The organism is Variovorax raffinosi (assembly GCF_051216615.1).
GTDB lineage: Bacteria > Pseudomonadota > Gammaproteobacteria > Burkholderiales > Burkholderiaceae_C > Variovorax.
Genome location: NZ_JBPJZR010000015.1, coordinates 142,025 through 155,490 on the forward strand (window position 1 = coordinate 142,025; position 13,466 = coordinate 155,490).

Genomic DNA, 13,466 nt, shown 5'->3' on the forward strand with positions numbered 1-13,466 from the left:
TACCTTTCAGCGCAGTTCGCCTGCGGGCGCCGCGAAGCCGCGGCCGCGCTTGGCTTCAGGCGGCAGGGGACGCAGCGTGGCGACCGTGAGCTGGTCGTCGCCGAAATACTTGGCGGCCACGGCCTGCACCTGGGCGGCCGTGACGGCTTGCAGCCGGGCGACGATGCGTTCGCTGGCGTCCAGCGGCAGGCCCTGGATCCAGTTGCTGCCGAGTTCGCGCGCCTGCGCCATCACCGAATCGCGCTTGTAGGTTTCGCTGGCGACCCACTGGGTCTTGACGCGGGCCAGTTCAGCTTCACCCACGCCGTCCTTGGCCACGCGCGCCACCTGGGCACGCAACGCGGCTTCGACCGCCTCGGCGGTCTTGCCCGCCGCCGGCACGCCTTCGAGCACGAAGAGCTGCGGACCACGGCCGACAAAGCCCGAGTACGCGCCGGCCGAATCGGCGACGCGGTCGGGGCCTTGCGTCAGCGCGCGGTCCAGTCGCGCACCGGCGTAGCCGTCGAGCACGGCGGACAGCACCACCAAGGCCCAGGCGTCGCTGTTGGCGTCGTCGATGTTCGCGAGCTGCGGCACGCGGTAGGCCAGCGACACGTACGCCTGCTCGGCCGGCGCCTTGAACTCGATGCGGCGGATGCCGCGCTGCGCCGGCTCGATGCGCGGCTTGCGCGTGGGCACGGCGCGCGCGGGGATGCGGCCGTAGTACTTCTCGGCCATCGCACGCACCTGGGCCACGTCGACGTCGCCGGCCACCACCAGCACGGCGTTGGCGGGCACGTACCAGCGCTTGAAGAACTCGCGCGCGTCGTCGGGCGTCATCGCGTCGAGGTCGCTCATCCAGCCGACCACCGGACGGTGATAGGGCGAGGCGGTGAAGACGGCGGCGTTCTGCTGCTCGCCGAGCAGCGCGCGCGGCTGGTCTTCGGTGCGCAGGCGGCGCTCTTCCTTGACGACCTCGATTTCGCGCTTGAACTCGTCGTCGGGCCACTGGTTGTTGGCGAAGCGGTCGGATTCGAGCTTCATCACCTGCTCGAGGCTGCCGACCGGGATCTGCTGGTAGTAGCCGGTGTAGTCGCGCGTGGTGAAGGCGTTTTCCTGGCCGCCGAGCTGCGCCACGCGGCGAGAGAACTCGCCCGGCTTGATGTCCTTGGTGCCCTTGAACATCATGTGTTCGAGCGCATGTGCCACGCCGGAGGTGCCGTCAACCTCGTCGATGGAACCGACGCGGACCCAGACCATCTGCACCGCGGTCGGCGCGCGCCTGTCGGGCTGGACGATCACCGTCATGCCGTTCGCAAGGGTGAATTGCTGAGGGCCCGGCGCGGCCGCGGTGGCGGCGGAAGATGCGGCGGGAGCCGGTGTGGACTGGGCCTGCGCAGGCATGGCCCAGGACGCCGTGAGCGCCACCGCCAGCACCGCACCAGACGCAGCACTGCGTGGCGAGAGGTGTTTCATAGAATGGGTCGGATTGTAAAAAGCTCCTGATGTTCAGTTTCTTCAAGAAAAAACCGCCTGCCGAAACCCCGGTCGCGCCGGCGCCCCCGCCGCCAGCCGCCCCCGCACCTGCTGCCGAGCCTGCGCCTGCACGCTCGGTGTTCTCGCCTTCGAGCTGGTTCGGCGCGAAGCCGGCGGCTGAAGATGCACCTGCGGCGCCTGCGCCGACACCAGCTCCTGCGCCCGCTCCGGTCGAGGCACCCGCTCCAGTTGCTGCGCCCGCGCCAGCCCCGGTGGCGGTGCCCACGCCCGTACCCGCGCCGGTCGTGCCGGCCCCTTCCCCGGCGCCAGCGCCCGCCCCCGTCTTCGTTCCGCCGCCACCGCCGCCCGCCCCTGCACCGGTCCCTGTGCCCGTGCCCGTCGCGGAACCTGCTGTCGCCACCGAGCGCAAGAGCTGGTTCGACAAGCTCAAGACCGGCCTGCGCAAGACCGGCACCGGCATCCAGGCCGTCTTCGTCAACGCGCAGATCGACGACGCGCTGTATGAAGAGCTGGAATCCGCCCTGCTGATGGCCGACACCGGCGTCAAGGCGACCGAGTACCTGCTCGACGACCTGAAGGTCCGCGTCAAGCGCCAGATGGCCACCGACGCCGCGCAGGTCAAACTGCTGCTGGCCGACGCCATCACCGACCTGCTCAAGCCGCTTGAAAAGCCGCTGGTCATCGGCCAGTTCACACCCACCGTGATCATGGTGGCCGGCGTCAACGGCGCGGGCAAGACCACCTCCATCGGCAAGCTCACCAAGCACCTGGCCACCGAAGGCGCCTCGGTGCTGCTGGCCGCCGCCGACACTTTCCGGGCGGCAGCCCGCGAGCAACTGCTGGTCTGGGCCGACCGCAACACCGTCGAGATCGTGAGCAACGAAGGCGGCGACCCCTCGGCCGTGAGCTTCGACGCGGTGAACGCCGGCAAGGCGCGCGGCAAGGACGTGGTGCTGGTCGACACCGCCGGCCGCCTGCCCACGCAGCTGCACCTGATGGACGAGCTGAAAAAGATCAAGCGCGTCGTCACCAAGGCCGACGCCACCGCGCCGCACGAAGTGCTGCTGGTGATCGACGGCAACACCGGGCAGAACGCGCTCGCGCAGGTCAAGGCCTTCGACGAGACGCTGGGCCTCACGGGCCTGATCGTGACCAAGCTCGACGGCACGGCCAAGGGCGGCGTGCTGTGCGCCATCGCGCGCGAGCGGCCGATTCCGGTGTACTTCATCGGCGTGGGCGAGAAGCTCGAAGACCTCGAGACCTTCAACGCGCGTGAGTTCGCGCAGGCCCTGCTCGGATAAGAAACGGCCGCGCGGCCGCTAGCGAGCGATGGCCACCTCGGCCATGGCCCGCAGCAGCGAATCGGCAACGACCGGCTTGAAGAGCACGGGCACTTTCGATTCGCGCACCCGCTGCAAACGCTCGGGCGCGGTTTCGCCGGTGATCAGCAGCAGCGGCATCGCGGTGCCCTGCCCCTGGCTCAGGCGCAGTCCCGCATCGAGGCCGTCGGCGCCATCGGCCAGCCGGTAGTCGCACACCAGCAGGTCGAAGGGGCGGCCTTCGATGCTCGCCTGCTGCAAGGCGGCGGCCGCACCGGCTTCGTCCGCCACGGCGTGGGCGTCGATGGCGTGGGAGCGCAGCAGCCCCGTCATGGCCTCGCGGATTTCCAGTTCGTCGTCGAGCAGCAGCACGCGGCCCGGCAGCGCGGGCCTGCCCTGCCACTGCCGCTCTTTCTCCAGCGCTTCGACGGCCGCCTGCGAGAGCGGCCCGGCCAGCGTGCTGGCCTGCGCGCCGACGGCCGGCAGTACGACGCGAAAGTGCGTGCCCCGCCCCAGCCGTGAATGCATCTGCACCGGATGCCCGAGCAGGCGCGACAGGCGCTGCACGATCGACAGGCCGATGCCCAGCCCGCGCGAGCGGTCGCGGCCCGGATTGTCGATCTGATAGAACTCCTCGAAGATGCGGCTCGACTGCTCAGGTGCGATGCCGATGCCGCTGTCGCGCACCTCGATCCACACGGCATCGCCGCGGTCACGCGCGGTCACCGTCACGCCGCCGCGCGCGGTGTACTTGAGCGCGTTGTCCATCAGGTTCGACAGCATGCGGTGCAGCAGTTGCGGATCGCTGCGCACCCACAGGCCGCTGGCGCGCACGCGCAACTGCAGTTGCTTTTGCTCGGCACGAGCCGAGAAGGTGTGGTTGAGCGGCAGGAACAGCGCATCGAGCTGCACCGGCTGCGGCACCGGCGTGATCACGCCGGCGTCCAGCCGCGAGATGTCGAGCATGGTGTCGAGCGAGGCGCCCAGCGCATTCACCGCGCGCATCAGGCGCTCGGCATTGCGGCCCTCGGGACGGTCGCGCAATTCGTTCTCCAGCGCGGCGCCGAACAGCGCGATGGCATGCAGCGGCTGGCGCAGGTCATGGCTGGCGGTGCCGAGGAAGCGGGTTTTTTCTTCGCTCGCGCGCTCGGTGGCGGCGATCTGTTCCCCGAGCCGCGCGGCCAGCGCCTCGTTCTCGAAGCGCAGCATGAGCGATTGGGTCAGCAGCTTGTGCTGGCCGATGCCCGCATGCAGGGTCAGCAGCAGGTAGGCCGCGCCGGCAATCGCCAGAAAGAGATGCAGGCCGTCGCCCTGCCACGCGAGCGCGGTGATCATGCCCAGCGACATCGGCATCGTGTAGCCGAACAGCGCGGCCTTCAGCGGCCACAGCGACTGCGCCGCCCGCGCGCAACTGCCCACGATGACGGCCATCAGCAGCGAGGTCATCGGCAGGTTGTCGTGCGGCACGATCAGCCAGGGCACCACCGCCGAGACCATGCTGACCAGCGTGACCAGGCGCGAGATCTTCCGCGCCCAGTACGCGCTTTCGTGCGCGGGCCTGGACGGGGTCCAGCGCGGCGTGAAGAACACGTAGACGTCGGCCATCAGCAGCCCGGCCATCCAGAACAGCAGGCTCGGGTCCTTGAGCTGCGAATAGATGATGCTGCCGAACACCACCACGAAGGCCATGTGGGTCAGCGTCGAGACGCCGTAGGTGCTGTAGACCGAGGCCACGTGCTCGCGCAGCACGCGCTGGCCGAGCGAATGGTCGGCCAGCGGATCGTTCAACGCCACGGCCGCTTCGCTCAATGCAGGGTGCTGATCAACTGGGCGCGCGAACGCATGCCGAACAGCAAGAGGATGGTCGAGACATGGTTCTTCACCGTGCCCTCGCTCAGGTTAGCGAGCTGGGCGATTTCCTTGTTGGCCTTGCCTTCGAGCACCCATTGCAGCACCTGCATCTGGCGCGGCGTGAGTTCCTGCCATGCACTGGCGTGGGCGAACTCCGCATAGCCCGAGAGTGACTTCGGCGGTGCCGGCGGCGGCAGCGGCACCGCATCGGGATCGAGCAGGCCGCAGGCGCGGATGAAGCTCACCACCTCCTTCAGGTCGGCCGACTTGGGCAGGAAGGCGGCGGCCCCGAGCGCGAGCACGCCCTGCGCCAGCGAGCTGCTGCCGGTGCCCGAGAGCACCACGATGCGCGCGGCGGGAAAGCGCAGGCGAAATTCAGCCAAACCGCTCAGCCCGTGCGTGTCGGGCAGCGCGAGGTCGAGCAGCACGAGGCCGATGCGGGCCTGATGGGTTTCGTACAAGGCCAGCGCATCGGCGACGTTGCCGGCCTCGAAGACTTCGATCCGCGAACCGGCGGAAGTGGTCTGCGCCTGGACCAGCGCGCAGACACCCAGGCGAAGCAGGTCGTGGTCGTCCACGACGAGGATCGCGGTCGCTGCGGGGGTGGGTACGCCGGCCTCGGCGGCGGGGGGCACAGGCGCGGGTGAAGAGTCGTAGGGAGCCACGCGCTTGATCTTAGCGGCGCAGCGAGAGCGCGACAGTGCCCTAAGTCATGGCGGCAGGGGGCCGCTGTCACCCTTTGGTATTCCCTGATGGCGCTTGCCACAGGGCTTGCCAATGGGCACCATCGCCACCACTGCCTGCATAAATAAACAACCAACGCCGCATCGAACGGCCCACCGGAGACCTGTCATGACGCACACCGCCGCCGCACCCCTGGCATCGAGCGACCGCAAGATCGACCGCCTGCTCGCCCACTACGAGGAGAGCCATCGCAACCCGAGCAACGAGCTGATTCACTTCGTCGCCATCCCGGCGATCATGCTGAGCATCGTCGGCCTGCTGTTCGCGATCCATCCGTGGGTGGCCTATGTGTTCGTGGCAGCCAGCCTCGTCTACTACGCGCTGCTGCGCGCGCCGGCGTTCCTTGTGACCATGCTGGCGCTGACCGCGCTGGCCCTGGTGCTGGTGCGTGCGATGGGCGGGCTGGTACTGCCGGTGTCGGCCGCCATCTTCGTGGTCGCCTGGATCTTCCAGTTCATCGGCCACAAGCTGGAAGGCAAGAAGCCGTCGTTCTTCGAGGATATCCAGTACCTCTGGGTCGGCCCACTCTTCGTGCTGTCGAAGCTGTTCCTGAAGCTCGGCATCCGCTGGTAGTTTTTCTTCGGCCACCCGGGCCGAAGCGCGCAGATCCCCTCGACCGATGCGGCACCCGTGTGCCGGCGTTCTCGCGCATGCACGGCACGCACCGCAGGCGCGGGTGAACCCTTAGACCTGATGGAGCGCATCACGTTTTCTGATTGGAACTCGTGTGCCGCGTCGTGCACGATGCCAGCCCGACAAGAGACAAGCCGCACGCCGAGTGAACACGACGACCACCCACATTCTTGCGATCCGCCACGGCGAAACCGAATGGAACTGCCTGGGCCGCTACCAGGGCCAGACGGACATTGCGCTGAACGAGGCGGGGCGCCTGCAGGCGCAGCAAACCGCCGCTGCATTGGCGGCGGTGTCGCTGGACGCCATCTACACGAGCGACCTTGCACGCGCGCTGCATACCGCCCAGGCGCTGGCACGCGTGAAGGGCACGCAAGCGGTCAGCGACAAGGAATTGCGCGAGCAGCACTTCGGCGTTTTCCAGGGGTTGGACAGCGGCGAGATCGTGCAGCGCTGGCCCGAAGCCTTCGACCGCTGGCATCGCCGCGAGCCCGGTTTCGGCCCCGAGGGCGGCGAGACGCGCGACGCGTTCCATCGCCGCTGCGTGACAGCCATCGAGCGGCTGGCGCGCGCGCATGTGGGCGGCACCATCGCCATCGTGTGCCACGGCGGCGTGCTGGATTGCCTGTACCGCGCGGCCTCGGGCATTGCGCTGGACGCGCCCCGCGCCTGGTCGCTCGAGAACGCGGCCGTGAGCCGGCTGCGGCACGACGCCGGTGGCTTCGCCATCGTCGACTGGGGCAACACCTCGCATCTCGAACGAAGCGCTCGCGACGAAGTGCCCGACCGGTTTCCCGCTCCGTGAATCCCGCGCACTGAATTCCGCGCCCTGAATCCCGCACCACAAACAATATGGAGACATCAATGCCCTACCGCTTCAACCTTCGCAAGATCGCGCTCTCGCTTTCGCTGGCCGGCAGCCTCGTGGGCGCCGCGCATGCTGGCACGGTCACTGTCGTGACGTCGTTCCCCAAGGAGCTGACGCAGGCCTACAAGGTGGCTTTCGAGAAGGCCAATCCCGGCATCAAGCTGGAGATATTGAACAAGAGCACGGTGCAGGGCATCTCGTATGTGCGCGAACTGCCGGTGGGCCAGCGGCCCGACATCTTCTGGGCTTCGGCGCCCGACGCCTTCGAGGTGCTGGCCGGGCAGAAGCTGCTCGAGAACGTGGCTGCGCAGGCCAACAAGGCGGTGCCCGAGAAGGTGGGCAACTACCCCATCAACAACCCGCAGGGGCTGTACCTCGGGCAGGCACTGGCCGGCTACGGCCTGATGTGGAACACCCGCTACATGGCCGCCAACAAGCTGCCCGCGCCGGCGCAGTGGAGCGACCTGATGAAGCCGGTGTACTTCGGCCATGCAGCCATGAGCGCGCCGTCGCGCTCGGGCACCACCCACCTGACCGTCGAGACGCTGCTGCAGGGCGAAGGCTGGGACAAGGGATGGAACCAGCTGCTGCAGATCTCGGGCAACAGCGCGGCCATCACCGAGCGCAGCTTCGGCGTGCCCGACGGCGTGAACAACGGGCAGTTCGGCATCGGCCTGGTGATCGACTTCTTCGGCCTGGCCGGCAAGTTCTCGGGCTTTCCGGTGGAGTTCGTCTACCCTGATGTCACGGCCGTGGTGCCGGCCAACATCGGCCTGATCAACGGCAGCAAGAACCCCGAGGAGGCGCGCAAGTTCATTGCCTACAGTGTGTCCACCGAAGGCCAGTTGCTGCTGCTCGATCCGAAGATTTCGCGCCTGCCGGTGCTGCCGCCTTCGGCGCTGGGCGGCAAGGTGCCGGCCTCGTACCCGAACCCGTTCGAGATCGCCAAGCGCGCCAAGGTGCACTTCGACTCCGACCTTTCGGAAGCCCGCTACAACGTGGTGTCGTCGATGTTCGACCAGACCATCACCTTCCGCCACAAGGAGCTGAAGGCCGCCACCAAGGCGATCCACGAAGCCTCGGCGGCGCTGGCCAAGAAGCCGAATGCGCAGGGTCAGGCCTTGCTGAAGCAGGCACGCGACCTGGCCTTCACGCCGCTGGTGGGCGCATCGCTGGCGGGCGACAAAGACTTCCTGGCGCTGTTCACCGCCAACAAGAAGGACGCCGCCTCGAACAAGCAGGTCACCGGCCTGGAAGACCGCTGGAACAGCCAGGCACGCGACCACTACGAACGCGCCAGGGCCTTCGCCGAACAGGCGCTGGCAACGGCCCGCTGACCGACACGGGAACCACAGATGTCCACGACGACCGCCGGCGCCGCGCCGGCCGCGCCAGGCAGGCGCTTTTTCTTCGGCAACGTGCGGCCTGGCGCATGGCTGGCCGGGGCCCTGGTGCTCGGCTTTCTCCTGCTGTTCCTGGTGTTGCCGGTGGGGCGGGTTTTCTACACGGCCTTCGTCGATGCCGATGGCGGCCTGACCTTCGGCCACTTCGGCGCCTTCTTCGACCAGGGGCTGATGCGGGAATCGTTCTTCAACAGCCTGTTCGTCGCCACCGCGTCGGCGCTGTTCGCTGCACTGATCGCGGTGCCGCTGGCCTACTTCACGGTGCGCTTCCAGTTTCGCGGCGCGATGCTGATCCAAACGCTGGGCGTGCTGCCGCTGATCATGCCGCCCTTCGTGGGCGCGGCGGCGATGCAGCTGATCTTCGGCCGCTCGGGCTCGCTGAACCTGCTGCTGAACGAGCACTTCGGCGTCACGCTGCCGATCATGGAGGGGCTCAACGGCGTGATCTTCGTCGAGGCTATCCACTACTTTCCGTTCATCCTGATGAACCTGACGGTGGCGCTGCGCAACATCGACGGCGCCATGGAAGAAGCGGCGCTGAACCTCGGCTGCACCGGCTGGCGCCTGTTCTGGCGCGTGATCTTCCCGCTGGCCATGCCGGGCTTCGTGGCCGGCGCCTCGCTGGTGTTCGTGAAGGTGTTCGACGACCTGGGCACGCCGCTGGTGCTGGGTCAGACCAACATGCTGGCGCCGCAGGCCTACCTGCGCATCACGCAGGTCGGGCTGGAAGACCCGCTGGGCTATGTCATCAGCGTGATCATGATCGTGTTCTCGATCACGGCGATGGCGCTCTCCGCGCGCATGCTGGCCGGCAAGGAATATTCGACCATCCAGAAGGGTGGCGCGAGCATCGCCAAGCGGCAGCTCTCGCCGCTAGGTTCGTTCGCGGCCTACGGCTGGATCTTCCTGGTGCTGCTGGTCGTGCTGAGCCCGCACCTGGGCGTGCTGCTGCTGTCGCTGGCGCAGGTGTGGAGCTTCTCGCCGCTGCCCGACGCCTACACGCTGGCGCACTACGAGACCGTGTTCCAGGACGCGGGCGGCATGATGAAGAACACGCTGCTGTACTGCGGCCTGGCCGCGGGCCTGGACGTGCTGCTGGGCGTGACCATCGCCTACCTGATGCTGCGCACCACGCTGCCAGCACGCAAGTGGCTCGACTGGATCGCGACGGCCTCGCTGGCCGTGCCGGGCATCGTGCTGGCCATCGGCTATCTGCGCCTGTTCAAGGGCGTCACGGTGCCGGGCACCGACACGCTGCTGACCAGCACCTGGATCGTGATCATGCTGGCCTACGCGGTGCGGCGCCTGCCCTATGCGCTGCGGTCCTGCGTGGCGGCGCTGCAGCAGGTGCACGTGTCGCTGGAAGAAGCGGCCGAAAGCCTGGGCGCGACCAAGATGCGCACCATCCAGCGCGTGGTGGTGCCGCTGATGGCGGGCGGCATCCTGGCGGGCTTCGTCACCAGCTTCATCACGGCGGCGGTGGAGCTGTCCGCGACGATCCTGCTGTCGTCCTCCGAGTCGCAGGCGCCGATGAGCTACGGCATCTACCTCTACATGCAGAGCGTGGCCGGCCGCGGGCCGGGCGCGGCGCTGGGCGTGCTGGCCATCGCGGTGGTGGCGCTGGGCACTTACCTGTCGCACGTGGTGGTCGAGCGCGCCGGCAGGCAGCTCACGCAGCGACCGGTCGACGAGGTACTGCCCGCACTGCCCCTTGCCGCCACACCTGCCGCCGCCTCCTCGGCGGTCAAGAACTGAAAACCAGGCCCCTCATGAAAAAAGTACCTGTCCAGTGCCGCAACGTGCGGCTCGCCTACGGCACCACCGAAGTGCTGAAGGACGTCAACATCGATGTCGAGCCCGGCGAGTTCTTCGCCCTGCTCGGGCCTTCGGGCTCGGGCAAGTCGACCCTGCTGCGGCTGATTGCCGGCTTCAACCGCCACCAGCACGGCGAAGTGCTGATCGACGGCAAGGACGTGAGCGGCAAGGCGCCGTGGGAGCGCAATGTCGGCATGGTGTTCCAGAGCTATGCGCTGTGGCCGCACATGTCGGTGTGGGACAACGTGGCCTTCGGGCTGGTCGAGCGCAAGGCGCCCAAGGCGGTCATCAAGGAAAAGGTGACGGCCGCGCTCGAACTGGTGGGGCTGCTGCAGTACGCGCAGCGCCGTCCGAGCCAGCTGTCGGGCGGTCAGCAGCAGCGCGTGGCGCTGGCGCGCACGATCGTCATCGAGCCGCAGGTGCTGCTGCTGGACGAGCCGCTGTCCAACCTCGACAAGACGCTGCGCGTGCAGATGCGACAAGAGCTGCTGGCGATGCAGCGCCGCCTGGGGCTGACCACCATCTTCGTCACGCACGACCAGGAAGAGGCGATGACCACCGCCGACCGCATGGCGGTGCTCGACAAGGGCGTGGTGCAGCAGGTTGGCGCGCCGGCCACGCTGTACGACTACCCCGTGAACACCTTCGTCGCGAACTTCGTGGGCACCATGAACCTGCTGGAGGGCAAGGTGCGCTCGCGGCGTGGGGACACGCTGTCGCTGGATGTCGAGGGCGTGGGCGAGCTGCACTTTCCGCTGCCTTCGGATGCGCCGGAGGCCGACACCATCCAGGTCAGCTTCAGGCCGCACTCGCTGCGCGTGGACGTGGCCGACGCGACGCACGACGCGCGCTACGTGTGGGTGCCGGGCACGGTGGAGGCCAGCGAGTTCCTGGGCGAGTTCACGCGCTACCGCGTGCGCGTGGGGCACCAGAACCTGGCGGTGGACCATCCGCATCAGATGGGGTTGTCGAAGTTTCCCGTGGGTGGCGCGGTGAGCCTGGGCATCGAGCCTTCGCAAGTCCGCATGTTCGGCGCCTGACGCGCCGACGCCCATGGAACTGCACCAGATCCGCGCCTTCGTGGCGGTGGCGCGCGTGGGCAACGTAACGCGGGCGGCCGACGCGCTGTGCGTCACGCAGCCCGCGGTCACCGCGCAGATCAAGGGGCTGGAGTCGAGCCTGGGTGTGGCCCTGTTCGACCGCAGCGGCGGACGCATGACGCTCACGCGCGCCGGCGACCGGCTGCTGCCCCAGGCCGAGGCGCTGCTGAGCGCCGCCAGCGAGCTGAAGGGCGCGGCGCGCAACATGCAGGGCGAACTCAGCGGACGCATCGACCTGGGCCTGCCGGGCGAATCGCCGGAGTTCCTGCGCACGGGCAGCCTGTCGGTCGCGGTGCAGCGCAGCCTGCCGCTGGTGGAGCTGCACACCCGCACGCACGCCGTGGGCCACCTGCTGGACCAGGTGCGCGGCGGCGGGCTCGCGGGGGCTTTCACGATCAGCGTGCATCCGCCGCGTGACCTGCAGTGGATCGCGCTGCGCTCGGTCTGCTACCGCATCGCCTTTCCGCCACGGCTGGCGGCCGAGATGCAGCGTGGTGGCTGGCGCGTGCTGGCCGGGCTGCCGTGGGTGGACGGCACGGCCGAGTCGCATGTGCACCAGATGCTGCGCGGCCTGTTCGAGCAGCAGGGCCTGACGCCGAATGTGGTGATGCGCAGCGACGACACCAGTTCGCTGGAAACCTTCGTGCGCGCCGGCAGCGCCTGCGCGCTGCTGCGCGAGGAAGTCGCCGTGCCGGGCGTGGAGCGCGGCGACTGGGTGGTCTGGGGCCACGCCCGGGTGGACGCCCAGCTCTATTTCAGCAGCGCGGCGGAGCGCGCCAGCGACCCGCTGGTGGTGGCGCTGGCTTCGGCCGTGCAGTCGGTCTGGGCCTGAAACGTCGGTCGTTTGCGACAAATATGTGACTCAATGCAAAACCGGACCTTGCTTGCCGCCCGCCAGCAACTGAAATGCTCGCGCAGGGTCGTAGGGAAAGCGGCGACCAAGCGCCTCCTGTCGGTTTTCATTCAATAAGGAACCGCTGTCTTTTTGAAATCAAAGACATACGCCCGCACCGATCATTCAGAGTGGAACTCGTGTTTCACTCAAGATGGAATTCCTGGGGATTTGCATCACTAAGTTTGGAATTTTCGACCGGTGTATCGGCTCTGCTTCGCCTGGAAGCCAACTGCAATCCCTGTGCACAATACAAACGTCTCTAGGAGATTCACCTTCACAGTCGAAAAACCTCTCTCAGGTCTTCGCCGGCCGCCGGCCAATGGCATCGAGGACTTCAATCGCTCTTCTACTGGTCAAGCCGTAACCGAGCATCTGCAGGGTGAGCGATCTCTCTTGGACCTTCTACGCGGGCTTCCCGATACGGAAGGCATTGAGTTCGACCCAACGCCCATAGAGATTTGGCTTCGGCCGTTCAGCTTGGACTAGGGCTTGAGGATAGATAGCGTGCTCACGGAGCCCCGTGAAGAGCCTCATTCGAGGTCTCGCGTGGCAAAGATCTGCTAGAGATATTCTGCACAACACGATCTACGATCACGGCCAAATAAATAAGGTCAAACGTCTATCGCTGTAGTTCGCACAAGACTGACCAACTGCTCCAGTACGGCTGCATGGCTGCGTTCCAAGTACCGAAAAACAGACTTGTTGTCGATCAACTTAGCCACATACCCCTTGGCAAGAACGAGATTGAGCATGTCTTCCCCAAACGATTGCTCGATCATCTTGTACTGGTCGTGTAAGCCCGTCATCTCGTGCTCCATCCGGTTCATCTGCTCCTGACTGACACCCCTCGGCCGAGAAGGCGCCTTGCTGTTCATTAGCATCTCAGATGGGGTTGCCATGAGCAGTGCTCGTACGTAAGCCACGGTCATATTGTTGGACGAAATCATCAGCTCAACCACCTCGACCTGTCGCATCGGCTTCATCCTTCGTAGCGCTGGTGCGACCTCCGGCGAGAACTGTCGATCCTTCATTAGTTCGGCGGCCTCTAGGCAGATGCCATCCAACAAGTTGGCCTTCTTGGTGATCTGCGAGAGATCGACGCAAAGAGCCTTTGCCAAGCGTTCGGGAGAGACACCGCGTTCGATCGCGCGACGCAACATCAAGTGTTCTTGTATTGAGGACAGCCGATTGATTCGATTGTTGTATGTGTAGCCCTCGTCATCTGTCGCGACAAGACAAGCAACCGTAAGCGCACGGTGAAGTCATCTTGATTGCCTGAGAGTCGGCAGGCATCGTGTCCGCGATGAATGATGTGGACGCAATAGATGGTGTGGTTAAGCGGGCGACCCGTCGCAAGCACAG

The 13,466-nt window shown here is 66.8% G+C and carries 11 protein-coding genes; 7 read left to right on the plus strand and 4 right to left on the minus strand.

Translation table 11 applies throughout. The features are described 5' to 3' along the window. Window positions 1-6 precede the first annotated feature (6 nt). Window positions 7-1,455 carry a M16 family metallopeptidase gene (locus tag ACSFB7_RS32445; RefSeq protein WP_435476445.1) on the minus strand — a complete coding sequence of 483 codons (1,449 nt, stop codon included), beginning with the start codon at window positions 1,453-1,455 and terminating at the stop codon, window positions 7-9. 29 nt (window positions 1,456-1,484) lie between these two features. Between ACSFB7_RS32445 and ftsY the strand changes: the two genes are divergently transcribed. Then, window positions 1,485-2,777, plus strand: coding sequence for a signal recognition particle-docking protein FtsY (gene ftsY, locus ACSFB7_RS32450; RefSeq protein ID WP_435476446.1), 1,293 nt, complete (start codon window positions 1,485-1,487; stop codon window positions 2,775-2,777). 18 nt (window positions 2,778-2,795) lie between these two features. Here the strand turns inward: ftsY and ACSFB7_RS32455 are convergent, their stop codons facing one another. Further along, window positions 2,796-4,604 (minus strand): hybrid sensor histidine kinase/response regulator, encoded by a 1,809-nt coding sequence (locus tag ACSFB7_RS32455; protein ID WP_435476447.1) that lies wholly within the window; start codon window positions 4,602-4,604, stop codon window positions 2,796-2,798. After that, entirely contained in the window at window positions 4,601-5,311 is a 711-nt protein-coding gene (locus ACSFB7_RS32460) for a response regulator transcription factor (protein ID WP_435476448.1), read from the minus strand. The genes ACSFB7_RS32455 and ACSFB7_RS32460 overlap by 4 nt, the downstream gene beginning before the upstream one ends. A gap of 187 nt (window positions 5,312-5,498) precedes the next feature. Between ACSFB7_RS32460 and ACSFB7_RS32465 the strand changes: the two genes are divergently transcribed. The 6 genes from ACSFB7_RS32465 (at window position 5,499) to ACSFB7_RS32490 (ending at window position 12,041) form a co-directional block, all read left to right on the plus strand. Next, window positions 5,499-5,963 (plus strand): Mpo1 family 2-hydroxy fatty acid dioxygenase, encoded by a 465-nt coding sequence (locus tag ACSFB7_RS32465; protein WP_435476449.1) that lies wholly within the window; start codon window positions 5,499-5,501, stop codon window positions 5,961-5,963. A 205-nt stretch (window positions 5,964-6,168) separates the two neighbouring features. Then, window positions 6,169-6,828 (plus strand): histidine phosphatase family protein, encoded by a 660-nt coding sequence (locus ACSFB7_RS32470; RefSeq protein WP_435476450.1) that lies wholly within the window; start codon window positions 6,169-6,171, stop codon window positions 6,826-6,828. A gap of 59 nt (window positions 6,829-6,887) precedes the next feature. Continuing rightward, window positions 6,888-8,228, plus strand: coding sequence for an ABC transporter substrate-binding protein (locus tag ACSFB7_RS32475; RefSeq protein ID WP_435476451.1), 1,341 nt, complete (start codon window positions 6,888-6,890; stop codon window positions 8,226-8,228). An 18-nt stretch (window positions 8,229-8,246) separates the two neighbouring features. Then, entirely contained in the window at window positions 8,247-10,049 is a 1,803-nt protein-coding gene (locus ACSFB7_RS32480; RefSeq protein WP_435476452.1) for an ABC transporter permease, read from the plus strand. Between the two features lie 14 nt (window positions 10,050-10,063). Continuing rightward, complete coding sequence (locus tag ACSFB7_RS32485; RefSeq protein WP_435476453.1) at window positions 10,064-11,149, plus strand: ABC transporter ATP-binding protein; 1,086 nt, start codon at window positions 10,064-10,066, stop codon at window positions 11,147-11,149. Window positions 11,150-11,162: 13 nt separating this feature from the next. Next, on the plus strand, window positions 11,163-12,041 hold the full coding sequence (locus ACSFB7_RS32490) for a LysR family transcriptional regulator (RefSeq protein ID WP_187112109.1): 879 nt from the start codon (window positions 11,163-11,165) through the stop codon (window positions 12,039-12,041). Between the two features lie 674 nt (window positions 12,042-12,715). On the opposite strand, the gene ACSFB7_RS32495 is transcribed toward ACSFB7_RS32490, so the two are convergent. Then, a complete protein-coding gene (locus ACSFB7_RS32495) occupies window positions 12,716-13,297 on the minus strand; it encodes a plasmid partitioning protein RepB C-terminal domain-containing protein (RefSeq protein ID WP_435476457.1) in 582 nt (193 codons plus the stop codon). Window positions 13,298-13,466 lie beyond the last annotated feature (169 nt).

What these genes read in the sequence shown, in the direction of transcription:
- ACSFB7_RS32445 (WP_435476445.1), bottom strand. Translation starts at nt 1,455, where the DNA reads ATGAAACACCTCTCGCCACGCAGTGCTGCGTCTGGTGCGGTGCTGGCG.
- ftsY (WP_435476446.1), top strand. Translation starts at nt 1,485, where the DNA reads ATGTTCAGTTTCTTCAAGAAAAAACCGCCTGCCGAAACCCCGGTCGCG.
- ACSFB7_RS32465 (WP_435476449.1), top strand. Translation starts at nt 5,499, where the DNA reads ATGACGCACACCGCCGCCGCACCCCTGGCATCGAGCGACCGCAAGATC.
- ACSFB7_RS32475 (WP_435476451.1), top strand. Translation starts at nt 6,888, where the DNA reads ATGCCCTACCGCTTCAACCTTCGCAAGATCGCGCTCTCGCTTTCGCTG.
- ACSFB7_RS32480 (WP_435476452.1), top strand. Translation starts at nt 8,247, where the DNA reads ATGTCCACGACGACCGCCGGCGCCGCGCCGGCCGCGCCAGGCAGGCGC.
- ACSFB7_RS32485 (WP_435476453.1), top strand. Translation starts at nt 10,064, where the DNA reads ATGAAAAAAGTACCTGTCCAGTGCCGCAACGTGCGGCTCGCCTACGGC.
- ACSFB7_RS32490 (WP_187112109.1), top strand. Translation starts at nt 11,163, where the DNA reads ATGGAACTGCACCAGATCCGCGCCTTCGTGGCGGTGGCGCGCGTGGGC.